General features: G+C 63.0%; 21 protein-coding genes. 14 read left to right on the forward strand and 7 right to left on the reverse strand.

Going from position 1 to position 21,618, the window contains the following annotated elements; translation table 11 throughout:
* The first annotated feature begins 89 nt into the window (after positions 1-89).
* On the forward strand, positions 90-551 hold the full coding sequence (locus tag OOZ51_RS13470; RefSeq protein ID WP_265980178.1) for an Hsp20/alpha crystallin family protein: 462 nt from the start codon (positions 90-92) through the stop codon (positions 549-551).
* Here OOZ51_RS13470 and OOZ51_RS13475 read toward each other — a convergent pair.
* Entirely contained in the window at positions 515-1,966 is a 1,452-nt protein-coding gene (locus tag OOZ51_RS13475; RefSeq protein WP_265980179.1) for an MFS transporter, read from the reverse strand. The genes OOZ51_RS13470 and OOZ51_RS13475 overlap by 37 nt on opposite strands.
* A gap of 231 nt (positions 1,967-2,197) precedes the next feature.
* On the opposite strand from OOZ51_RS13475, the gene OOZ51_RS13480 reads away from it, so the two are divergent.
* On the forward strand, positions 2,198-2,407 hold the full coding sequence (locus OOZ51_RS13480) for a hypothetical protein (protein WP_265980180.1): 210 nt from the start codon (positions 2,198-2,200) through the stop codon (positions 2,405-2,407).
* Between the two features lie 101 nt (positions 2,408-2,508).
* On the opposite strand, the gene OOZ51_RS13485 is transcribed toward OOZ51_RS13480, so the two are convergent.
* From OOZ51_RS13485 to OOZ51_RS13500, 4 genes are all read right to left on the reverse strand, one after another.
* On the reverse strand, positions 2,509-2,757 hold the full coding sequence (locus tag OOZ51_RS13485) for a DUF8691 family protein (RefSeq protein ID WP_265980182.1): 249 nt from the start codon (positions 2,755-2,757) through the stop codon (positions 2,509-2,511).
* Positions 2,758-2,779: 22 nt separating this feature from the next.
* Positions 2,780-3,469: a hypothetical protein gene (locus OOZ51_RS13490; protein ID WP_265980183.1), complete on the reverse strand. Its 690-nt coding sequence runs from the start codon at positions 3,467-3,469 to the stop codon at positions 2,780-2,782.
* 128 nt (positions 3,470-3,597) lie between these two features.
* A complete protein-coding gene (locus tag OOZ51_RS13495) occupies positions 3,598-6,171 on the reverse strand; it encodes a winged helix-turn-helix domain-containing protein (protein WP_265980184.1) in 2,574 nt (857 codons plus the stop codon).
* A 134-nt stretch (positions 6,172-6,305) separates the two neighbouring features.
* On the reverse strand, positions 6,306-6,941 hold the full coding sequence (locus tag OOZ51_RS13500; protein ID WP_265980185.1) for a TetR/AcrR family transcriptional regulator: 636 nt from the start codon (positions 6,939-6,941) through the stop codon (positions 6,306-6,308).
* 133 nt (positions 6,942-7,074) lie between these two features.
* Here OOZ51_RS13500 and OOZ51_RS13505 point away from each other — a divergent pair, with 133 nt between their 5' ends.
* From OOZ51_RS13505 to OOZ51_RS13520, 4 genes are read left to right on the forward strand one after another with little or no spacing between them, the layout of a single operon-like run.
* Positions 7,075-9,006, forward strand: coding sequence for a primary-amine oxidase (locus tag OOZ51_RS13505; RefSeq protein ID WP_265980287.1), 1,932 nt, complete (start codon positions 7,075-7,077; stop codon positions 9,004-9,006).
* The gene (locus OOZ51_RS13510) at positions 9,003-10,514 is read left to right on the forward strand and encodes an APC family permease (protein ID WP_265980186.1); all 1,512 of its coding nucleotides are present in this window, start codon (positions 9,003-9,005) and stop codon (positions 10,512-10,514) included. Before OOZ51_RS13505 ends, OOZ51_RS13510 begins: the two co-directional genes overlap by 4 nt.
* A gap of 31 nt (positions 10,515-10,545) precedes the next feature.
* Entirely contained in the window at positions 10,546-11,067 is a 522-nt protein-coding gene (locus tag OOZ51_RS13515) for a hypothetical protein (RefSeq protein ID WP_265980187.1), read from the forward strand.
* Positions 11,068-11,121: 54 nt separating this feature from the next.
* On the forward strand, positions 11,122-12,531 hold the full coding sequence (locus OOZ51_RS13520; RefSeq protein ID WP_265980189.1) for an aldehyde dehydrogenase family protein: 1,410 nt from the start codon (positions 11,122-11,124) through the stop codon (positions 12,529-12,531).
* Here the strand turns inward: OOZ51_RS13520 and OOZ51_RS13525 are convergent.
* Positions 12,521-13,732 (reverse strand): low temperature requirement protein A, encoded by a 1,212-nt coding sequence (locus OOZ51_RS13525; RefSeq protein ID WP_265980190.1) that lies wholly within the window; start codon positions 13,730-13,732, stop codon positions 12,521-12,523. The genes OOZ51_RS13520 and OOZ51_RS13525 overlap by 11 nt on opposite strands.
* A gap of 162 nt (positions 13,733-13,894) precedes the next feature.
* Here OOZ51_RS13525 and OOZ51_RS13530 point away from each other — a divergent pair, with 162 nt between their 5' ends.
* The 5 genes from OOZ51_RS13530 (at position 13,895) to OOZ51_RS13550 (ending at position 16,994) form a co-directional block, all read left to right on the forward strand.
* A complete protein-coding gene (locus OOZ51_RS13530; RefSeq protein WP_265980191.1) occupies positions 13,895-14,119 on the forward strand; it encodes a hypothetical protein in 225 nt (74 codons plus the stop codon).
* Between the two features lie 123 nt (positions 14,120-14,242).
* A complete protein-coding gene (locus tag OOZ51_RS13535) occupies positions 14,243-15,298 on the forward strand; it encodes a zinc-dependent alcohol dehydrogenase family protein (protein ID WP_265980192.1) in 1,056 nt (351 codons plus the stop codon).
* 163 nt (positions 15,299-15,461) lie between these two features.
* Complete coding sequence (locus OOZ51_RS13540; RefSeq protein WP_265980193.1) at positions 15,462-16,019, forward strand: hypothetical protein; 558 nt, start codon at positions 15,462-15,464, stop codon at positions 16,017-16,019.
* Between the two features lie 112 nt (positions 16,020-16,131).
* Complete coding sequence (locus OOZ51_RS13545; RefSeq protein WP_265980194.1) at positions 16,132-16,767, forward strand: SDR family oxidoreductase; 636 nt, start codon at positions 16,132-16,134, stop codon at positions 16,765-16,767.
* 2 nt (positions 16,768-16,769) lie between these two features.
* Entirely contained in the window at positions 16,770-16,994 is a 225-nt protein-coding gene (locus OOZ51_RS13550) for a hypothetical protein (protein ID WP_265980195.1), read from the forward strand.
* A 48-nt stretch (positions 16,995-17,042) separates the two neighbouring features.
* Here OOZ51_RS13550 and OOZ51_RS13555 read toward each other — a convergent pair whose 3' ends face one another.
* Positions 17,043-19,544 carry an ATP-dependent Clp protease ATP-binding subunit gene (locus tag OOZ51_RS13555; RefSeq protein WP_265980196.1) on the reverse strand — a complete coding sequence of 834 codons (2,502 nt, stop codon included), beginning with the start codon at positions 19,542-19,544 and terminating at the stop codon, positions 17,043-17,045.
* Between the two features lie 133 nt (positions 19,545-19,677).
* Between OOZ51_RS13555 and OOZ51_RS13560 the strand changes: the two genes are divergently transcribed.
* The 3 genes from OOZ51_RS13560 (at position 19,678) to OOZ51_RS13570 (ending at position 21,607) form a co-directional block, all read left to right on the forward strand.
* Positions 19,678-20,142: a GatB/YqeY domain-containing protein gene (locus OOZ51_RS13560; RefSeq protein WP_265980197.1), complete on the forward strand. Its 465-nt coding sequence runs from the start codon at positions 19,678-19,680 to the stop codon at positions 20,140-20,142.
* A gap of 32 nt (positions 20,143-20,174) precedes the next feature.
* Positions 20,175-21,038 (forward strand): HNH endonuclease, encoded by an 864-nt coding sequence (locus tag OOZ51_RS13565; RefSeq protein ID WP_265980198.1) that lies wholly within the window; start codon positions 20,175-20,177, stop codon positions 21,036-21,038.
* A gap of 197 nt (positions 21,039-21,235) precedes the next feature.
* A complete protein-coding gene (locus OOZ51_RS13570; RefSeq protein ID WP_265980199.1) occupies positions 21,236-21,607 on the forward strand; it encodes a YegP family protein in 372 nt (123 codons plus the stop codon).
* The last annotated feature ends 11 nt before the right edge of the window (positions 21,608-21,618 follow it).

The raw sequence follows: 21,618 nt of genomic DNA on the forward strand, positions 1-21,618 counted from the left end.
GGGCTATCCACGGGACCATGCTAGGCGTAGCTTTTTTCCATCACGCAGGCCCAAATTGGCCAGCATTGGGCACCTATCGGGAGGTCATCATGGACAACCTATTCGGACGCGGGGGGCTCGAAGTCCCGGAGCCCCTCCGACGCTTCCTTCAGGGCGAATCTGATCCTTCGCTTCGCGTCGAGCAATACCAAGAGGCGGACACCCTCGTCGTAAGAGTGGATCTGCCGGGAATCGACCCGGAGACGGACGTCGACATCAGCGTCTCCGACGACAGCCTCCACATCCATTCGCGGAGGGAGGAGAACGTCGATCACGTAGCCAAGAGGGGTTATCGCAGCGAACTTCGCTATGGCGAACGCTCACGTAGCATCCCGCTTCCCAGGGGTGTGCGCCAGGACGGCATCGTGGCTACGTACGAGGACGGTGTCCTCGAAATCCGCATCCAGCTTCCCGAACGGTCAGAGTCCCCCACCACCAAAATCCGCGTCGTCCGTACGGGTGGCCGCGAAGCCAATCAGTCTTCAGGGGGGCCAGAGAACTTAGTCACCTGAGGAAGCAAATCCTCAAGGACCGTGGACGGCATGACGAGGACCGCGGCGACGGTGAGCGCGGCGCATACAAGCACCGCAAGAAATACTGCAGCAGAGGCGGATACGATCGTCTGCGGATTCTTCTCGCCGCCGGGGCTGCCGGCGTAGATTGCATTTGCCACGGCCCCGAAGACCGCAACCCCTAGAGAGCTGCCAATGGAACGCGCAAAGAGATTGGTGCCTGTCACTACTCCACGCTCGTTCCAATCGACACTGGACTGGGCAGCGATCAGGCTCGGGGTTGCAAGGAGCCCCAGTCCGAGCCCGGAGACAAAGCAGCTGGAAGCGACGAGGACGAGGTTCGGCGTGTAGGCCGTGACGGCAAGGATCAGCGCACCGATGAGTGTCACAGTGATACCGATCAAAGCTGTTGCCCTGAATCCAATTCGAAGGTAGAAACGCCCCGATTGCGAAGCGCTGATCGGCCAGCCAATTTTCAGGGCCGCCAAGGAAAGGCCCGCCAGAACCGGAGAGACCGAAAGCGCTCCTTGGAGGAAAGTGGGAACGTAGGAGGTAAGTCCGAGCACTATTGCTCCGGCGCCGAAGGAAATCAATGTCGTCGTAACCAGAAGGCGCCTCGAGACGACCCAGGGCGGAAGGACGGGCTCGGCCGCTCGCCGCTCCACCAGGACGAAAGCAACGAACAAGACTGAACCAACGGCGAACACGGCGACGCTGATCGGGGAGGTCCAGGCCCACGCCTGGCCGCCCTCCAGGGCCCCCAGGATTATCAGGGTCAAGGACGTTGTGAGAAGTGCGGCTCCGAGGTAGTCGACCCGGTGCTTTATGCGTTCGATGTTCTCGTGGAACTTTTGAATCAGCATCCACGCGGCCACGAGACACAGTGGAATGTTGACGAGGAAGATTCCGCGCCAAAGTCCGAGCGAAGAGAATACCCCTCCCAGGGTGGGGCCTACGACAGACGAGACCGCCCACACGCTGGCGAGGTAGCCCTGCACCTTCGCGCGCTCGGCCAGGGAGTAGATGTCTCCGGCGATGGTAATGGCAACGGGCAACACCGCACCCGCACCCAGCCCTTGCACGACGCGGAACACGATGAGCGTCGGCATGCTCCACGCCAACCCGCAGAGGATCGAGCCGAGCAGGAAGAGTCCGATGCCGGTGAGGATGATTGGTTTGCGACCTGCCATATCGGAGAGTTTCGCGTAAACGGGAACCGAGACGGCCTGCGCAAGCAGGTAAGCGGAAAAGAGCCACGGGAACGAAGAGAAACCTCCGATTTCACGCACAATCGAAGGCACTGCGGTCGCTACGATCGTGGAGTCGATCGCGACGAGCCCGCTCGACAGCATCAGGGCAATCAGCACCGGTCCACGTTGGGAGCGGAAGCCGATCCCTTCGGTTGGAGTTGTCATCTCATGACCCATCGTGCGGCTCCCCTTGTCTGATCACGCTAGGCGCATCCTTGGGCGGACGCAACGAAGATATCCGGCAAGTCTCCGCGATCCACCAGAACGGATCGGCGGATACTGATCGGCTAATGGGCGGCCCTGTCATTCCCCCAAGCCCCGGCGTATCCTAATTACGCTTCCGGCACCGGCTTCGGCCGGCATATTGTTCCGTACCTACTCAGTTAGGCGTCATCCATGGAAATGGACATCAGGAACCACTGGGACAGGCTTAGTCCCGAAACGCGACGATGGCTCACCGACAACCCCGGGTGCGTGGTTCTGCCGCGCACCATCACGGAAATAATTCACCAGGAAACCGGCGTCACCCCCGACGCCGACCAGCATAGCCAGGTCAGTCTCTCCCCTGAGGACCTCAGCTTCATCCGGACCAAGGCCGAAGGGTAGGCGTTGTTCGGCGGGCAGGGCGAACGCATTCATGTTCGCGCCAAGTCTCGTCAGGCCCCGTCTCGCTAAGAACAGTCACCCTAAGAACAGTCACGCCAGCACTAGCGGTCTTCCTTGCCTGGCGGTTCTATAGCTTCGAGCGAGATCAGGACCAGGCCGAGGTCCCGGACCTTCGTGAGTAGACCGTGCAGCGCCGCTTGGTCCGGGACGAAACCCCGAAGGCTTGTGGTGCCATCGCTTTCGTGGGTGAGGATGAACTCACTGAACCAGGCAGACCAGTGCCCGGGGAGGTGCCCGTCGACCCGAAGCTGATAGCCCGCGGGCACCTGACGGCTGCTGGTGTCCTTCATGAGGGCCCGCCTCGCGGAAGCGTTACTTCGCGCCGGCCCGGTCGAGGGGCGAGCTCGCGACCTTGGGCAGGGACTGACCGGCCACGGTGCGCTGCTCACGCCATAGCGAGATCCCGAGACCGACCAGAGCGACGGCGGTAGGCAAGGCGAACAGCCGTTCATTGATCCGCGGCAACATTGGGATAGCGATGGTCGCAAGGGTACCCACGGCAAGCAGCACGGCAGCCCAACGCGCGAGGATGTTGGCACGGAAGAGGGCAATGCCGAAGAGCAAGCCGCCGCCCAAGTAGCCGATGCCCATGAACGAGAGGAGCGGCTGCATCAGGCCTATGTCGCCAACCGCCTGGCCACTGGTGGACACGGCAAGGACGTCGTTGACGTAGCCGGGTGCGCTGTGGGCAATGGACGGGAGGACAACCGTCCCAATTACTTCAACGCTCAGCATTGCGAGGTAGCCGGCGCTGAACAAGACGTACCCGATCACGCCGAGGACCCCGGTCTGCTTGACCTGGCGCAGGTACATGCCGGTGATCCCGACGAGTGCCAGGACGGCCATGAGCACCTTCATGGTTTGCCGGACCGTCCATTCGATCGTGGTGACGAAGTTGGCATCCAAGTGGGGGTGGTTGAACTGGACGGCAGCGAACAGAAGTCCTGCCGCAACGGCGCACAGGCCGGCCGCTCGGGTGAGCTTGGTGGTAGTGATGGACATGTCCGGCTCCTTGGTTTTGGTATCAGTGGCCTGGCGCCATGGGATAACTCAAATGTAGGAACCAACGGGGTGACCAGGCGTCACCCAACGATGTGATTGACGGGGTGAGATCCTGGTGGCCGGGCCGGCTACATCAGGCCGCGTTCCCGCGCGCGACGGACCGCCGCCCGGCGGTCGGCGACATCGAGCTTGGTGAAGATGTGCTTGGTGTGGGTGCGTAGCGTGTTGTACGAGATAAACAGCGCCTTAGCGATCTGCGGGCCGCTCATCTCACTGTCGAGGTGTCTGAGTACCTGCAGTTCGCGCTCACTCAGCGGTTCACGATCGCTCAGCGGTTCACGATCGCTCAGCGGCTCCGCGGACGACGACGGCGTACCCCGCCTTACGCCCGCGGCTTTACCTTCGGCGGGGGTGCTCAGCCCTCTGGCGTCATGTGCCAAAGCCTGCAGCATGCGGATCTCCAGCAGGCTTCCCGCGCGCCCGGAGGTCTCGGCGGCGTCGAGAAGCCTGTCCAGAAGGCGAGTTGCCTGCTCGACTGCCCCGGTTTCGGGGTGTGCCCGGTGCTGCGCGATGAACAGGCGCACCAGCGTCAGGTGGTCGAACTCGCTGAGGTAGCTGACATCGTCCGCGGCCGACACCCCCCGTTCGCGTGACCATTCGGCGGCCTCCGAAATCTTGCCCTGGGCAATCCACACACGGGCCTTCACCGCGGCGATGGGGCGTACGTCCGGGAAGAACCCGCGCCGATAGAGCGGTTCCGCCTGCTCAAGGAAGTTAATCGCTGCCATGGGATCTCCCTCGGCAAGGGCGAGCAGTCCCGTCGCCAGGAACCACCGGTAGCGGCTCTCGGTCATCAACCCGCGCTCTATGAACAGTGCGGCGGTCTCAAGGTGTCGCCGGGCGCTGACGAGATCCCCGGCTTCGCGGTCAATCTCGCTGATTCCCACGTGCAATTCGGCAGTTGCCCGCGCCACGGACTCGCCTTCCGCCTCGGCCCGCTCCAGCGCATTCCGGTAGAGTCTGCGTGCCTTGCCGGGCTGCCCTGCGACGACCCACATGTCAGCGAGCACCACGGTGCTGCTGAGCTCGTCGATCAGGTTTCCCGATGCGTCCAGGCTCGCCACAGCCTGCGTGAACGTCTGCAGCGCTGTGTTCACGTCGCCTTTGGACCACGCGGCGAGGCCGAGGAAGCCGGCCGCCGATCCACGGGACAGATGGTCGTTGGGGCCGGCGATGTCGAGCGCGTGCTGAGCATGCTCGACCGTGCCTGCGATGTCTCCTCGTGCTTGGGCGAGGGAAGCCCGGTAGACGGCGATAGTCGCCGGCAACGTGCGGAGTTCTTCGGTGTCGGCCCACGGAGGCGCTGTCCCGTTCGGCACTGCAGCCAGTGCCTTTTCCGCGTCACCAAGCCTCGGCTCAACTGCATCGAGGTCACCGGAAACCATGTGCATGAATCCATGGAAAACGCTGAGCGCCGGGCTGCGGCGGACGGCGTCGTCGGGCAGTGCTTTCAGCCAAGCGAACAACATCGCATCCTGGCGGTTACGCCGAATCGCAGGCAACGCAAGCTCCATGTGCCGCACCGCGCCGTCGAAATCGAGGGCAGCCAGCGCGTGCCGGACAGCGTCTGCTGACAACTCTTGGCGCCCGTACCAGCTGCTGGCGCGCTGGTGCAAGAGCGGAATCTGCTCAGGCTGCTCGCTGAGTAGGCGCGCCCGCAGCACGTCGGCGAAGAGGTGGTGGTAGCGGTACCATTCCCGCCGATCGTCCAGGGGAACGATAAAGAGGTTGGCGCGTTCCAAGGCCAGGAGCATCCGGCTTCCGTCATCACGGCCGGTGACGGCGTCACAGAGCGGACCCGTGAGCCGGTCAAGGATCGATGATCGCAAGAGGAACCCGCGGACTTGTTCAGGCTGATGCTGGAGCACCTCCTCGACCAGATAGTCGACGACGTACCGGTCGTCTCCAGCGAACCGCGCGACGAAGCCTGCGACGTCGTCGCGCCCTTCGAGGGAGAGCGCGGCAAGCTGGAGCGCGGCAATCCAGCCCTCCGTACGCTGCTCCAAAGCGGCTACCTCAGCAGCCTCGAGGCCCAGTCCCGCCACCCCGTTGAAATACGAGCCGGCCTCCTCGGACGTAAAGCGCAGATCCGCCGCACGAATCTCGAGCAACTCGCCCCGCACTCGCCAACGGGGCAGCGGAAAATCGGGATCGGCGCGGGTGCTGATGACAACATGTACTTGTGGAGGAAGATGATCCAGTAGGAAAACCATCCCATCGTGGACGTCCTGGCTCTCGACCGAGTGGTAGTCGTCCAGCACGAGCCACACGTCGTGCTGTACGGCTGCAAGCTCATTCAATACACTGCTGAGCACGAGATCGGTCCGCAAAGGGGAGCTGGCAATGAGCTTGAGGGCCGACGAGCCGACGCCGGTCACCGCCGTTTGGAGCGCTGTTACAACGTAGGTCCAGAAAGACACCGGATCGCTGTCCGCCGAATCGAGCGAGAGCCACGCAACACAGCGGACTTCGCCCTGCGCCTCCCCTAGCCATCCTGCGAGGAGCGTCGTCTTACCGAATCCGGCCGGCGCAGATAGCAACGTCAGTCTCGATTCGGCTGAGCGACGCAAACGCTCACTCAATCTTGGGCGCGGGACGAGGCCGCGGCCCGGTTTCGGGACGTAAAGCTTGGTCGCAATCACCGGACCCGCCATGCGAACCCCATTCCAACGTGAACAACCGCATCCGAAGAAGAGGGCGGCAATTAACACCAGAGTACCGGGGGCGGGAACTCCCCGTCGCGCTCGCGTAGGGCCACCTCGAAAGCTACCTGCTCTCAGGTAGAGCTTGTCGAGCCGCCAGTCGGAACCAGTGCATTCTTCTCAGAAGAGATAAGCGAAATGTAGGTCTCCAACTGGGACCGCAACTGATCCGGCGAGTGGTGTTCGGGCGTCAGCGTGGCGGTGATTTGTGCACCGAGGGCGAACGTCATGATCCCGCCAACGATGTCGTCGTCGTAGAGCCCCTCCTTCAGTTCGCCAAGGTCCCTGGCTTCACGGAGCCTGGCGAATAGCGACTCACGCCATTGCTCCATCGAGGAATCATGCAAGGCCGCCTTCGCCGGGTCTGTGAGTGCGCGCTGCCAGAACGCGATGGCAATTCGGGCTTCGTTGAGCCTCTCAGCATCAAGCGGCAGGATTTCGTGGCAATAGCTACGTAAAGCAGACAGGCCGCGCTGGCCGGCAGTGGAGGTGTCCATGCGGGCGTTCGTCTGGTTGAAAACGTGGGCGAACGCAAACGTCAGCAGATCGTCCTTCGTCGGAAAATAGGGCTTGAGCGCGCCGTTGGCAAAGCCTGCTTCCATGGCAATTTCACGCATGGTCGCGCCCTCGATCCCTCTCTTCGCGATGATCCGCCAGGTGGCTTCGACCAGCTCCACCCGGCGCTTGTCATGGTCTACGATCTTCGGCACGCGTTCCCCAAATCTTTTTTCTACAACCGTTGTGACTCAGATTACACGATGCTATTCTCTACACACATAGAAAATAAACCGTCGACCACGAAGGCCTTCCATGAGCACAACTTCCTCTCCAGAAATCGCCGAAATGGCTGCGTTTGCCGGACTGTCTCCGTATGCAATGACCAGTGCCGAGGACATCACGGCGGTCAGGGGCATCCTGGCCGATGCCGGACTCTTCGGTGAATCCATCAGGGTCGCTTATCTTGGACTGCTTGATCCCCCGCGCGATTCGGTGACTCGCGATTCAGGAGCCGCGGACCGCAGGTTCAGGGCGTTCCTGCATAACGCTTCATCCGGCGCGGCACAGGACGTCGTGGTCTCTGTGACCCACCGGGAAGTCGTCTCGAAAGTGGAACTGGACACGTCCGTGACAGGCGAGCTTCCAGTCATCGAAGAAGAATTCGAGGTGGTTGAAGAAATCCTGGCCCAAGACGAACGATGGCTCAAGGCCCTGGCTGACCGGAACCTCGATGTCACCAAAGTCAGGGTCGCTCCCCTGTCCGCCGGGGTTTTCGAATACCCGGAAGAGAGGGGCCGCCGGATCCTGCGCGGCCTGGCTTTCGTTCAGGATTTCCCGGAGGACAGCGCCTGGGCTCACCCGGTGGACGGGCTGGTTGCGTACGTCGACGTCGTGAGCAAGACCGTCGACCAGGTCCTGGATTTCGGCCCCGTTCCGGTCCCGGAGGATCACGGCAATTTTACGGACCCTGAGCTGACCGGACCGATGCGCACTACCCAGAAGCCGATCCACATCACGCAGCCGGAAGGTCCGAGCTTCACGGTCCAGGGCGGAAACCACGTCGAGTGGGAAAAGTGGAGCCTCGACATCGGTTTCGATGTCCGGGAAGGCGTCGTCCTGCAAAATGTAGCGTTCGACGACGTCGATCGCCGCCGCAGCATCCTCAAGCGCGCTTCCATCGCCGAAATGGTGGTGCCTTACGGGGATCCCTCCCCCGTGCGCTCCTGGCAGAACTACTTCGATACCGGCGAATACCTGGTAGGCCAATACGCCAACTCATTGGAGCTCGGCTGCGATTGCCTCGGCGAAATCACCTACCTCAGCCCGGTGGTCAGCGACGCGTTCGGCCAGCCACGGGAAATCCGCAACGGCATCTGCATGCACGAAGAGGACTGGAGCATCCTCGCCAAGCACAGCGACCTCTGGAGCGGCGTGAACTACACGCGCCGGAACCGCCGTCTGGTCATCAGCTTCTTTACCACCATCGGCAACTACGACTACGGCTTCTACTGGTACCTCTACCTCGACGGCACCATCGAATTCGAAGCCAAGGCCACCGGCGTCGTCTTCACCAGCGCCCACCCCGGAAAAGGCTACCCGTACGCCTCGGAACTCGCCCCTGGCCTCGGGGCTCCCTTCCACCAGCATCTCTTCAGCGCCCGACTGGACTTTGCCATCGACGGACTCACGAACCGCGTCGAGGAAGAGGACGCCATCCGGGTGCCGATGGGCGAAGGCAACGAACGCGGCAACGCCTTCACCCGCCGTCGTACTGTCCTTAAGCGCGAATCGGAAGCTGTGCGTGAGTCCGACATGGCGGCCGGACGGGCCTGGGTGATCTCGAATCCCGAATCACTTAACCGCTTAGGCGACCCCGTGGCGTACAAGCTCCATGGCCAAGGGCATCCCATGCTTCTGGCCGACCCCGAATCATCCATCGCCCGGCGTGCCGCCTTTGCAACCAAGGACCTGTGGGTGACCCGCTACGACCAGGCCGAGCGCTATCCCAGCGGCGACTTCGTCAACCAACACTCCGGAGGAGCCGGACTGCCGTCCTACATCGCCCGGGACGGGGACATCGACGGACAGGACATCGTTGTGTGGCACACGTTCGGGCTGACCCACTTCCCACGCCCGGAGGACTGGCCCATCATGCCCGTGGACACTGTGGGCTTCAAGCTCCGCCCTGAGGGCTTCTTTGACCGTAGCCCTGTCCTCGATGTCCCCGCGTCAAAGCCCGCCGAAGGCGGCCACTGCCATATGGAGGCACAGAAATGAGTTTAACAACCGGAAAAGAGACCACCCAGGTGGGCCACCCGCATCACAATCGACGCCGTCTCGGCGTCCCGGCGGTGACCTTCATGATCATCGCCGCATCGGCCCCGCTCACCGTCCTTGCCGGTGGGGTGACGACGACGTTCGCCGTCACCGGGGTCACCGGCGTACCCCTGTCCTTCCTGCTACTCGGCGGCACCCTCGCTGTGTTCGCCGTCGGCTACGCGGCCATGAGCAGGTACGTGGTCAACGCCGGCGCCTTCTATTCCTACGTGGCGCAAGGCATCTCGCGCCCTGTTGGCGTCGGGGTCTCCATGGTGGCGCTCATGGCCTACAACCTGATGCAGGTCGGCATTTACGGCCTGTTCGGCTTCACCGTTTCGAGCTTGATCAACGAACGTTTCGGCGTCACTGTCCCCTGGTGGATTCCGGTTCTGGTCTGCATCGCCGTCGTCGCATTTCTTGGTGTGAACCGGGTTGACCTGTCGGCGAAGGTCCTGGGTGTGCTGGTCGGCCTGGAGTTCCTCGTGGTGATCGTCTACGACGTCGTCTCGTTTGTCGTGGCACCCGAAGGTGTCAGCGGAGCGCCGCTCAGCCCGGAGAGTCTCTTCGTGCCAGGCGTAGGGGCGGTCCTCTCCTTCGGCATCGCGGCGTTCATGGGATTTGAGTCGGCCGCGATCTACGGCGAGGAAAGCAAGGATCCCAAGCACACTGTCGCCCGGGCAACGTACACCGCCGTCGCCATCATCGCCCTGTTCTACGCCGTTTCTTCCTGGGCTATGGCGGTTGGCACAGGACCGTCCGCGGTGGTCGACGCTTCCGCAAAACAAGGACCGGACCTGATGTTCGGTTTCCTGGGCGATCACGCAGGCGTCCTTCTCGCCGACCTGGCCCGCTTGCTCTTTGTCACCAGTCTCTTCGCAGCCCTCGTCAGCTTCCACAACGCCGCCGCCCGCTACTTCTTCTCCCTCGGCCGCGAACAAGTCCTTCCCCGAAAGCTCGGTGCCGTACGCCGGCACAGCGGCGCCCCCTACGCTGGATCGCTCGCCCAGACGGTCATCGCCGTTGTGGTGACAGTAGCTTTCGCCGTTGCGGGAACAGGATCTCCGCTGGGTGATCTCTACCCTGTCCTGACCATGTTCACGTGGCTGACAAATGACGGCGCGATGGGACTTGTCCTCTTGATGACCGTTGTTTCGCTGGCCGTCATTGGATTCTTCCGCAAGAACAGGCATCACGCGGGAATCTGGACCCGCATGCTCGCCCCTGCTTTGGGGTTTGTGCTCCTGGCGGCGATCTTCATTCTGATCGTGATCAACTTCAACGTGCTGCTCGGGCAGAACGAAACCAATGCGCTGACGCTCATCTTGCCCGCCACCATCGTGGTACCCGGATTGGTGGGTGTCGCCTGGGCGTTCCGACTCCGGCGGAGCAACCCCGCGGTGTACCGGCGGATCGGACACGGCGAAGAGGACCCAGCCTCCGTGCACCTCGGTGACGAAGAAGACTGATCAGCACCGGAACTGATGATCGGTGAACAACATGCACGCAATCCTTTCGATAGTCATGCTGGCCTGCTGTGCCCTCGGAATCTGGAACCCGCTGCGCGAAGGCGTGATCAAAAACCTCAGCCAATGGGGCCCGATGGCACTCATGCTCGTGGGAATGGCGGACATGACCGTTGGGCCGGGCATCATTCCTGGCGTTGTTTGGGGCTTCCTTTTGCTCCTCACTTCACCGCTTCCGTTGGTGCTCCTGCCCAAGGATCGCCGCGGCGGCATGGAAATACACCGCTCCATGTCAATCCTGGCCATGTTCGCGATCCTGGTCACAACCCTTTCCCCGGCATCATCCGGCTCACTCCACCAGGCACACGCACACTCCGGACTTGGAGGAGTGAACCTGGTCCTGGCAGTTGCCCTCGCAGTAGCAGTCATCGCCTACTCGGTCATCGTGGCGGTCCGGCCGAGCGGCCGGCGGGGACACCGTCGTCAGGCCTTTGAACCCGTCGAGGCCCTTTCTTCGGCAGGTGCGTTGGGCGCGATGATCCTGATGGCTGTTTGACCCCTTAAAGACTTGTCCTTCGAAACCATTACCAACTCAGAGTGGAGTAAACCCTTGGAAACCTACGACGCCCTCCTGGCCTCTATCACCCCGACCACCGGCGAGACCCGGACGATTTTCGACCCCGCCACCGGCACCGCCGTCGGGCACGCGCCGGTACACACCGTCGAGGACCTCGAGTCCGCCATCGCCGCCGCCCGGGCGGCCCAGCCAGCATGGGCTGCGCTGGGCCACGACGCCCGGTCTGCCGCGCTGCTCAAGGCCGCCGACGCCGTCGAACGCTCTGCCGAAGAACTCGCCCAACTGCTTTCCCGCGAGCAGGGCAAACCGCTCAACGGGCCCAATGCCCGTTTTGAAGTCGGCGCCTGCGCCGCCTGGCTGCGAGCTGCCGCCGGCACCCCGCTGGAACCGGAAACTGTGGTGGACGACGGCGAAACCCGCGCGGAACTGCACTACCGGCCCATCGGCGTCGTCGGCGCGATCGGGCCCTGGAACTGGCCCATGATGATCACCATCTGGCAGATCGCCCCGGCCCTGCGCATGGGCAACGCCGTGGTGGTCAAGCCCTCCGAATACACCCCGCTTTCCGTGTTGGCCCTGGCTAAGGTGCTCAACGAGGAACTCCCCGAAGGCCTGCTGACCGTGGTCTCCGGCGGCCGCGACGTCGGCGCGCGCCTCGCCGAACACCCGGCGATCGGCAAGGTCATGTTCACTGGCTCCACCGCCACCGGCAAAGCCATCATCAAGTCCTCAGCCGACACCGTCAAGAGCCTCACACTGGAACTCGGCGGCAACGACGCCGGCATCGTCCTTCCCGACGCCGACCCCAAGGCCATCGCGGAAGGCCTCTTCTGGGGCGCCTTCATCAACACCGGCCAGACCTGCGCCGCCCTCAAACGCCTCTACGTCCACGACTCGCTGTACGAAGCCGTGTGCGCTGAACTCACCGCCGTGGCCGCGGCGATGCCCATGGGTAACGGCCTGGACGAGGCAAACGTGCTCGGCCCGCTGCAGAACAAAGCCCAGTACGACGTCGTCGCCCGGCTCGTCGACGCAGCCCGCGGCTCCGGCGCCCGGATCCTGCTCGGCGGAAACCCGGACACGGAGCAGCCCGGCTACTTCTACCCCACCACGCTCGTGGCCGACATCGACAACAGCAACCCCCTCGTCGCGGAGGAGCAGTTCGGCCCCGCGTTGCCGATCATCCGCTATAGCACCGTTGATGAGGCGGTCACCATGGCGAACGCGCTCGACGTCGGACTCGGCGCCTCCGTCTGGTCATCGAACCTCGACGGGGCCCGGAAGGTAGCCGCCCGTCTCGAGGCCGGAACGGTCTGGATCAACAAACACGGCGCCGTGGACCCGCGCATTCCGTTCGGCGGCGCCAAACAGTCCGGCTACGGCCTCGAATTCGGCGTCGAAGGCCTCAAAGCCCTCGGCGTGCCGCAGATCATCAACGGCTGAGCGGTGCCGGAGGCGCGGCTGCAGGGGCGGGACCCCTGCGCCGTCGCCTTTGAATCTCCACGTACGCCGTGACGAGGAGCAAGACAATCGCGGCAAGCACCAAGACGACGGCACCGGGAACCACAGCGCTCACCGGTATGAGCAAAACAGCGATCACCACTGTGGGCACTGCCCAGGGCAGCACCGCGCGCAGTGGCTGGCCGTAACGAAGCGAGACGATCGCATTGCAGCCATAGAAAAGGGCTAGACCGCCGCCCAGCGAAATCCCCGAACCGAGCGGCAGGTGTTCATAGGGTGCTGGAATGGCGGTCGCGATCGAGCCGGCGATCGCTGTCACGCCGAGCACCAGGAGAAACGGCAGGAACAACGTGGTCTGGAGTATTCCGGCGAAGTCCGAGCGAGCTTGCAGGCGCTCGAGCCCCGCGGTGATGGTCCCGGTGCCATATTGGAAGAACGCCCAGCCAAGGAACGCAACAATGAGGAATCCGAGAGCTCCGACCAGTCCGGGGCCCGGACCCCAATCATCCGAAACCTCAGTGACGATCGTGAAGATGGACTCGCCGAGGACAATGATGACAAACAATCCAAGCCGCTCGGAAGCGTGTTCGATATTGATCCCGCCGATGCCGCGGTCAGGCCAAAGGCGCGCGCTAACCACCATCATGCCAACCTCGACAACGATTGCCGTCGCCCACAGGACGACGGCGACATGGAGTGGCAAGAAGGCTGCGATGAACCAAAGGACGGCCGTGCCGCCGTTGTAGATCCAAATGCGCCACGGGGTTTCAACTGAATTCCCTCGGTGTTGATACAACCACAAGACCAGCAGGACAACGCGGATGGCGGCATTGGCGAGCGAGAAGGCCCACGCCCGTTCCCCAAAAGCACCCGGTGCAGCCGCGGCCATGACGCTCGCCGCCGCCATGGCCGCGAGCATCGCGATACCCAGCGCCCGGGACGACAGTCCGGGCAGGAGGTTGACTACGGAAACAATGTTCACCCATGCCCACCAAGCCGGGAAGAAAAGCAGGACGTAGGTACCGAACTCGGCCCATCCGGGATCGCCATGGATCCCGCGTGCAAGCTGCCCGACGAAAGCGACAAAGACGAGGTCGAAGAACAGCTCCATCCAGTGAACGCGGCGAGGGTCACGGGCCACCTCGTGCGTCAACGCGCCAGAGTCCGACGACTTATCCATCATTGACCAATGTTATTGCTGCGAGCCCGGAGACAGGCGAGTGCCGATTCGCGTTTTCGTTCAACAAAGAAGGCGGCGCCGAGATAGTAGCATTTGCAATACAGGAATACTTTTGATGCGTGGAGCTTCCTACGCGCGTGGAAAACATTGGGGCGACAAAAAGTCATGGATTCGGAACCGCTACAGCCAGAGGTAAATCCGCGGTTCAGCAACACGCGGAATGAGAATATCGAGCTTGCTCTCCAGCAACTCCGCGACGGCGGATTCACTCCCATTCAGCTAGATGAATTCGTGGAGGCGCTGCGCCGCATGGAGGCCGACGATTTGATACTTGCACCCCTGACAAATGCCTTGCTTGCCATGAACGTCACAGTCCAGTGGCTGATGTAGGGACGGTTTCCGGAGGCGGCGGTCGCGAAGTCAGGCGTGGATGACCTCAACCGCCGGCCAGGACCACGGGCGTCCCGGGGATAGACTCGATTCAAGCCCAACAACCACCATTTGAGGAGCCCCATGCGCGCCACCATCATCCACGGCCCCGGCGACATCCGTGTTGAAAACCGTAACTACCCAACGGTCCAGCTACCCACCGACGTGATCGTGAAGGTCACCGCCTCCTGCGTCTGCGGATCAGACCTATGGCCGTACCGCGGCGTCAAGCCCACTCACAAGCCGTCCGCGATCGGGCATGAATTCATCGGCACCGTGGAGAGCGTTGGCGACGCTGTCACTACCCTGGCGGTGGGCGACTTCGTGATCGCCCCGTTCGTGGTCAGCTGCGGCGCGTGCCCGCAATGCTTGGACGGAGTCACGGTGGCCTGCGATCATTTGGCCGGTTGGGGCGGCAAAGATGACAGCGGGCACGCGATCGACGGCGGCCAGGGCCAGGCGGTCCGGGTACCACTGGCGGACTCCACCCTTGTCAAGGTGCCCGGCATCACGGAACCTGACGACGCCCTCCGCGCCAGCTTGCTGACGCTGTCCGATGTCATGGCCACCGGCCACCACGCCGCCCTCGCGGCGAAGGTGGGTCCCGGCAGGACCGTCGTCGTCGTCGGCGACGGGGCGGTAGGGCTCTGCGGCGTGCTCGCAGCAAAGCGGCTGGGAGCCGAGCGAATCATCGCGATGTCCCGGCACGCCGACCGCCAGGCAATTGCCCTCGAGTTCGGGGCCACGGACATCGTCGCCGAGCGTGGCGAGGACGGCGTAGCCAAGGTCCGCGCGTTGCTGGGAGGCGTCTTGGCCGACTCCGTGCTGGAGTGCGTCGGGACCAAGGAATCCATGGAACAGGCACTGCACAGTGTCCGCCCTGGCGGCGCACTCGGCTTTGTTGGTGTCCCAACAGGCGGAGCCGAAGCCCCGCTGCGCTACTTGTTCGACACGAACATTTCGATTGCGGGCGGAATGGCCCCGGCCCGCACGTATATCCCGGAACTGCTCGTGGACGTACTCGACGGCAAGATCAATCCGGGCCGGGTCTTCGACACGGTGATGCCGCTCGAGGAAGCACCCGAGGCCTACCGCGCCATGGATGAACGGCGCGCCATCAAGGTTCTTCTCACCCCCTGATCGCCATGGCTTGAACCCGCGCTTCCTGCGGAATGACAGGCTGTGGCGCGCGCGCGGGAACGGCGGGAGAATCCATGTACAAGGCTGGATGAACCCAAAGGAGTGAGCGATCATGATCACTGCTGCCGGTGTAAGGAGGCGACAGTCAAGGTAGCCTAGGCCTGTGAATCTTGTATTCCTCCACGGAGCGGCGGCCTCCGGGAAACTAACTACCGCCCGTCAACTTTCCTCGCTGCTGGACTATCCCGTCTTTCATAACCATCTCGTGGTGGACATGCTCTCCAGCATCTTCCCGTTCGGGTCGGAGCCATTCGTCCGACTCCGCGAGCAAATGTGGATGTCCGTGTTCTCGGACGCGGCCGACGTCGGCAGATCAATCATTTTCACGTTTGCGCCGGATCCAACCGTGGCCCTGGGCTTTCCGGCCCGTGTGCGCGAAGAAATCGAATCCCGGGGCGGCCGCGTCGCCTTCGTCCGCCTCCTTGTCAGTGAAACCGAACGCGAGAGACGTGTGGTCGATGAGAGCCGGAGGGAGTTCCACAAACTCTCCGACGTCGAGACCCTCCGTCGACTTCGCGGCAATCCCGCCAAGGGCGAACAGCCCCCGGTCGACCTCGAAATCGATACCGATTCAAGCAGCTCCATGATGTCCGCGCGGACCATCATCGAGCATTTCGATCTTCAGCCCCAACCCGCTCTGGAACGCTTTCCGGCTGTTTAACCGCATCGCCGGTTGGGTCCAAACTCTGTCCGGAGTCTTGCGGCGCGGCCCCACGTGAGTAGATTTGCTTCACCGCAGGATTGTCTACGGTTCGATTGCGGTGGAGGCAACAATGACAGGCCCTGGACCAGTGCTTGTGGTCGGCGGCACCGGGATGCTGGGCAGCCAGGTGGTGTCTAGGCTGCTAACGGGAGGAAAGCAAGTCCGCGCCTTGGTGCGCCCCGGTTCGGACGCCACCCGCATTGAAGCCCTTGGTGCCACGATCGCCCGGGGCGACATGATGGAGCCCGAGTCGCTCCTTCGCGCCATGGACGGCGTCCACGCCGTGATCACCTCAGCGGCGGGATACACCCACCATCGGGAGGGCGACAGCCCCGTCATCGACACGGTGGGCAACATCAACCTCGTCGATGCGGCCAGTCGTGCAGGTATCCGCAGATTCGTCCTCACCAGCATCCTCACCTGCGATCAAACACCGGACGTTCCGCACTTCTGGCACAAGAAACTGGCCGAGGATCGCCTGGAAGAACTCGGGGTCCCGTTCGTGGCCCTGCGTCCGGGCGCCTTCCTTGAGCAGATCACTCGCTTCGGCGACCCGTTCAGCGAGGGGCGGCTCATGTGGTTCGGATCGTCGAGCGTTCCCTTGACGTTCGTACTTGCCAGTGACCTCGCCGGATACCTTGCGGCAGCAGTCGACGCGAGCGGGGTCGACGGCAGCGGATCGACATCGGCTGGGACCAGCCCGTAAGCATGCAGGACATCGCTGATATCTCCGCCCAACTGCTCGGCAGACAGGTTCAGGTCGTCCTCAACCCGGTCAACCCGATGGCAAAGGACCTAGGGGCGATGATGGACTGGTTCCAGAGCGGCCGCTACGTCGCCGATACCTCACGACAACGCGAAGTGTTCGGCCCACCTCGAACCGCCAAGGACGCCGTCGCCCGCCTGATCACCAGCCTCGGACATCGAGTCTGACTGAACCAAACCCGACGACGGCCGGACGGATGGTCTGTTTAGCTCGCGTTAGCTCACGGCGGGCAGCGCGTCGGGGATGCGCGGCTTTGCATTCCCTGCGAAGGTGAACTTGGCGTCGTCGCCCTCGCCGTCCACGTCAACCACCACAATGTCACCCGGGTGCAGTTCGCCGAAGAGGATCTTCTCGGAGAGCTGGTCCTCGATCTCGCGCTGGATGGTGCGCCGCAGCGGCCGGGCGCCCATGGCGGGGTTGTAGCCGCGGGTGGCCAGGAGAACCTTGGCGGCGGCCGTGAGCTCGATGCCCATGTCCTTGTCGGCCAGATGCTGCTCCAAACGACCGATCATCAGGTCCACGATCTCGATGATCTCGTCCTGCGTGAGCTGCGGGAAGACAATGACGTCATCAACACGGTTGAGGAACTCGGGACGGAATTGCTGCTTGAGCTCCTCGGTGACCCGTGCCCGCATCCGGTTGTAGCCGGTGGTGGTGTCCGTGCCGGACTGGAATCCGGTCGCGACGCTCTTGGAGATATCGCGGGTTCCCAGGTTCGTGGTCATGATGATCACGGTGTTCTTGAAGTCCACCACCCGGCCATGGCTATCCGTCAGGCGGCCGTCTTCCAGAATCTGCAGCAGCGAGTTGAACAGATCGGAGTGCGCCTTCTCCACTTCATCGAACAGCACCACGGAGAACGGACGACGGCGAACCTTCTCGGTCAGCTGCCCGCCCTCGTCGTAGCCGACGTAGCCCGGAGGGGCACCGAACAACCTCGAGACCGAGTGCTTTTCGGAGTATTCGGACATGTCCAGCGTGATGAGCGCCTCTTCGTCGGCGAAGAGGAATTCGGCGAGGGCCTTGGCGAGTTCGCTCTTGCCGACGCCGGTGGGGCCGGCGAAGATGAACGAACCGCCCGGACGCTTGGGGTCCTTCAGGCCGGCACGCGTGCGGCGGATAGCACGAGACACCGAGCTAATCGCCTCATCCTGGCCAATAACCCGCTTGTGCAGTTCCTCTTCCATCTTGAGCAGACGGCCGGACTCTTCCTCAGTAAGCTTGAAGACCGGTATACCGGTGGAATTCGCGAGAACTTCGGCAACAAGTTCCTCGTTGACCTCGGAAATGCCGTTCATCCCGCCGGATTTCCATCGGAGCTCCTTCTCTCTGCGCTCGGCGACGAGATTCTGCTCCTTCGCACGCAGGGAGGCGGCGCCCACGAAGTCCTGGGCGTCGATGGCCGATTCCTTCTCCATCTTGACCTCGGCGATGCGCTCATCCATCGCCTTCAGTTCCGGTGGACGTGTCATTCGGCGGATACGTAAGCGTGCACCGGCTTCATCGATCAGGTCGATCGCCTTGTCCGGGAGGAAGCGGTCCGACACGTAACGCTCCGAGAGGCTCGCCGCGGCCGCAAGCGCGCCGTCGGTGATAGTCACGCGGTGGTGCGCTTCGTAACGGTCACGCAGGCCCTTGAGGATCTCAACGGTGTGAGCCACTGAGGGTTCCTGGACCTGGATCGGCTGGAAGCGGCGCTCCAGCGCGGCGTCCTTCTCGATGTGCTTGCGGTACTCATCCAAAGTGGTGGCACCGATTGTCTGGAGTTCACCGCGTGCCAGCAAGGGCTTCAGGATGGAGGCGGCATCGATGGCACCCTCGGCAGCGCCGGCACCCACCAGGGTGTGGATTTCGTCGATGAAGAGGATGATGTCGCCGCGGGTGCGGATTTCCTTGAGGACCTTCTTCAGCCGCTCTTCGAAGTCACCACGGTAGCGGGAACCGGCAACCACGGATCCCAAATCGAGCGTGTAGAGTTGCTTATCCTTCAGACTCTCGGGCACGTTGCCCCGGACAATCGCCTGGGCGAGACCCTCGACGACGGCGGTCTTGCCGACGCCGGGCTCACCGATCAGGACGGGGTTGTTCTTGGTGCGGCGGGAGAGAACCTGCATGACGCGTTCCATCTCCAACTCGCGGCCGATCACTGGATCAAGCTTGTTTTCCCGCGCGGCCTGGGTGAGGTTGCGGCCGAACTGGTCCAGCACCACCGAACCGGCAGGGAGGACCTCAGCTTGGGCCGGTCCCGCACCTGCGCTGGCACCGGATGGTTCCTTACCCTGGTAGCCGGAGAGCAGCTGGATGACCTGCTGGCGGACCCGGTTGAGGTCCGCGCCGAGCTTGACGAGCACCTGCGCGGCAACCCCTTCGCCCTCACGAATGAGGCCCAGCAGGATGTGCTCGGTACCGATGTAGTTGTGGCCGAGCTGCAGGGCCTCCCGCAGCGCCAGCTCAAGTACCTTCTTGGCGCGCGGGGTGAAGGGGATGTGACCGGACGGGGCTTGCCGGCCCTGGCCGATGATCTCCTGTACCTTCTCGCGGACGCCCTCGAGCGAAATGCTCATGGACTCAAGCGCCTTGGCGGCAACGCCTTCACCCTCTTGGATCAGACCCAAGAGGATGTGCTCGGTACCGATGTAGTTGTGGTTGAGCATGCGTGCCTCTTCTTGGGCAAGCACAACAACGCGACGGGCACGGTCCGTAAATCTCTCAAACATTTCGCCACACTCCTGGCAGCCGCCTACCTTGATGCTACGTCCCTGCAGGCCTTCTTGGGGCATTTGCCGAGGCAGAATATTAGAGGGCCGGATTCGTGAAGAATGGAAGCAACCACTTAGGAGAGGGATCGCAATGAGCACCCTGAAGGACCGCCTGCATGATGACGTCGTCGTCCATATGAAGGACCACAACAAGACCGCGCTCACCACAGTGCGCAACGTGCTTGGAGAGATCGAGACGCGCGAGAAGTCCGGCAAGACACCCGTCCAACTGGACGACACCCAGGTGACGGCTCTGCTGCAAAAGGAAGCTGCCAAGCGCCGGGACACGGCCCGCATCTACACGGAAGCCGGTGAAGCCGGGCGCGCCGCCGCGGAAATCGCCGAAGCAGAAGTCATCGAGGCATACTTGCCCAAGATGTTGACCATGACCGAAGTTGAGGCAATCGTCGAAGAAACCATCGCTGCCTTGAAAGCTGATGGTCTGGAGCTCACCATCAGGCAGATGGGTGCAGTGATGAAGCCGGTCACAGCCAAGGTGGCTGGCCGCTTCGACGGCAAGTTGGTCAGCGACATCGTCCGGACCAGGCTGGCATAGACCGGAACCTGTTTTGGCCGGGAGGAGAAGCCATGGCCGCAATCATCTTGGTGTGGAATCCAGGGCTTTGGAACGCTTGGAACTACGATGCCGTGACCGATCAGGTGGCCGAAACGGGTCAATTCCTTGATCGGTGGAGCGTCGGGCGACACCGGAACATCCAGCCCGGAACACAGGCGTGGCTCCTCCTGCAGGGCCAGGGCCAACACGGGCGCGGGCTCATCGGGCATGGCATGGTCATGTCCGAAACCTATGAGGCGCAAGAATCCTCCGATCCGGGGAGCACGGTGCGGTGCGTAAACGTCGCTTTCGATGCCTTGCTTCCCCTCGGCGACCAAATACCAGCGAGCGTTCTCGCTAGTCAAGCGCCCGGCGTGGTCTGGAACAGGGTCCGCGGTTCCGGACGGGCCATCCCCACAGGGCTGGAACCCGAGCTTCAGCGCCTGTGGCGCGAGCACGGACCAGCGGCGTCCGACCCGAGCCAGACCGTTCCCGGAACCTACCCCGACGAAGCCGTCAGCCGGGTTGAAGTGAACCGCTATGAGCGAAGCCCGGAAGCCCGACGTATCTGCCTGGCTTTCCACGGAACGTCTTGTGCCGCATGCGGCTTCTCCTTTGAAGTCACGTACGGGGATATCGGCAAGGACTTCATCCAGGTCCACCACGTGGTTCCTGTATCGCAACTCGGTAGCGGCTACCGGTTGGATCCGGTATCGGACCTCGTGCCGCTGTGCGCCAACTGCCACGCAATGGCCCACCACGGCGTAGGCACGCCACGCACGGTGGCAGAGCTACGCAGGGCCATCGCCGCTGCAGGTCACTTGTCCGGCCAAGTAGTGGACGGCAGGGCATTGGCCGCCCAGGACGCCGCACACCGCATCCTTGAGCAGCGGTAACCGTCCCGTCACCAGCGTGCACTAGCCAGTCACGGTTCTTCCCCGTATTTTGGTTAACTACACCGTGTGGCGGGCATCACACGCTGTGAGTCAGATGATCCATTTGCCGGACCAAACGTCCGGGGCGCGACGGCGCGTCCTGGACCCGGCGAGACCTACCGGGCGTAACCAGCCGCCCGCTGTTCAGGAGGATACGCATGGCCGGAATGTTTGAAGTCTTCATCGACGAGGACACGAGCTTCAGATTCAGACTCAAAGCGCCGGACGGAACTGTGGTGGCCGTCTCCAGGTCCTTTCCCGACAAGCTCGCCGCGGTGTGCGGCATCAGTGATGTGCGTGAGTATGCCGGAATGGGCCTGATAACCGATCTATGCCCGGAAGTACCGGTCCGCGGACCATCACCCAAGCCACCGGTCCCCGCTGCAAAGCAAACCAGCCCGTCCGGAGTTCCACATCTTCCCGTCCCGCCGCGGCGCCACAATCCACTCCTGGCAAGAGATCGAACAGCCCGGCCCTGGCACACCGCGGAACGGGTGGAGGCGGCTTGCGTGGGGTTGGTTGAGGCGTAGACCCGGCGAGT

Origin of the sequence: Arthrobacter rhizophilus (genome assembly GCF_026241105.1) — a bacterium.
Taxonomy (GTDB): Bacteria; Actinomycetota; Actinomycetes; order Actinomycetales; family Micrococcaceae; genus Arthrobacter.

Bases quoted from the DNA above. Each gene is read 5' to 3' on its own strand.
- OOZ51_RS13555 (WP_265980196.1), bottom strand. From the start codon at position 19,544: ATGTTTGAGAGATTTACGGACCGTGCCCGTCGCGTTGTTGTGCTTGCC.
- OOZ51_RS13480 (WP_265980180.1), top strand. From the start codon at position 2,198: ATGGAAATGGACATCAGGAACCACTGGGACAGGCTTAGTCCCGAAACG.
- OOZ51_RS13505 (WP_265980287.1), top strand. From the start codon at position 7,075: ATGGCTGCGTTTGCCGGACTGTCTCCGTATGCAATGACCAGTGCCGAG.
- OOZ51_RS13490 (WP_265980183.1), bottom strand. From the start codon at position 3,469: ATGTCCATCACTACCACCAAGCTCACCCGAGCGGCCGGCCTGTGCGCC.
- OOZ51_RS13535 (WP_265980192.1), top strand. From the start codon at position 14,243: ATGCGCGCCACCATCATCCACGGCCCCGGCGACATCCGTGTTGAAAAC.
- OOZ51_RS13475 (WP_265980179.1), bottom strand. From the start codon at position 1,966: ATGACAACTCCAACCGAAGGGATCGGCTTCCGCTCCCAACGTGGACCG.
- OOZ51_RS13570 (WP_265980199.1), top strand. From the start codon at position 21,236: ATGGCCGGAATGTTTGAAGTCTTCATCGACGAGGACACGAGCTTCAGA.
- OOZ51_RS13515 (WP_265980187.1), top strand. From the start codon at position 10,546: ATGCACGCAATCCTTTCGATAGTCATGCTGGCCTGCTGTGCCCTCGGA.
- OOZ51_RS13525 (WP_265980190.1), bottom strand. From the start codon at position 13,732: ATGATGGATAAGTCGTCGGACTCTGGCGCGTTGACGCACGAGGTGGCC.
- OOZ51_RS13530 (WP_265980191.1), top strand. From the start codon at position 13,895: ATGGATTCGGAACCGCTACAGCCAGAGGTAAATCCGCGGTTCAGCAAC.
- OOZ51_RS13545 (WP_265980194.1), top strand. From the start codon at position 16,132: ATGACAGGCCCTGGACCAGTGCTTGTGGTCGGCGGCACCGGGATGCTG.
- OOZ51_RS13550 (WP_265980195.1), top strand. From the start codon at position 16,770: ATGCAGGACATCGCTGATATCTCCGCCCAACTGCTCGGCAGACAGGTT.
- OOZ51_RS13485 (WP_265980182.1), bottom strand. From the start codon at position 2,757: ATGAAGGACACCAGCAGCCGTCAGGTGCCCGCGGGCTATCAGCTTCGG.
- OOZ51_RS13565 (WP_265980198.1), top strand. From the start codon at position 20,175: ATGGCCGCAATCATCTTGGTGTGGAATCCAGGGCTTTGGAACGCTTGG.
- OOZ51_RS13470 (WP_265980178.1), top strand. From the start codon at position 90: ATGGACAACCTATTCGGACGCGGGGGGCTCGAAGTCCCGGAGCCCCTC.
- OOZ51_RS13510 (WP_265980186.1), top strand. From the start codon at position 9,003: ATGAGTTTAACAACCGGAAAAGAGACCACCCAGGTGGGCCACCCGCAT.
- OOZ51_RS13560 (WP_265980197.1), top strand. From the start codon at position 19,678: ATGAGCACCCTGAAGGACCGCCTGCATGATGACGTCGTCGTCCATATG.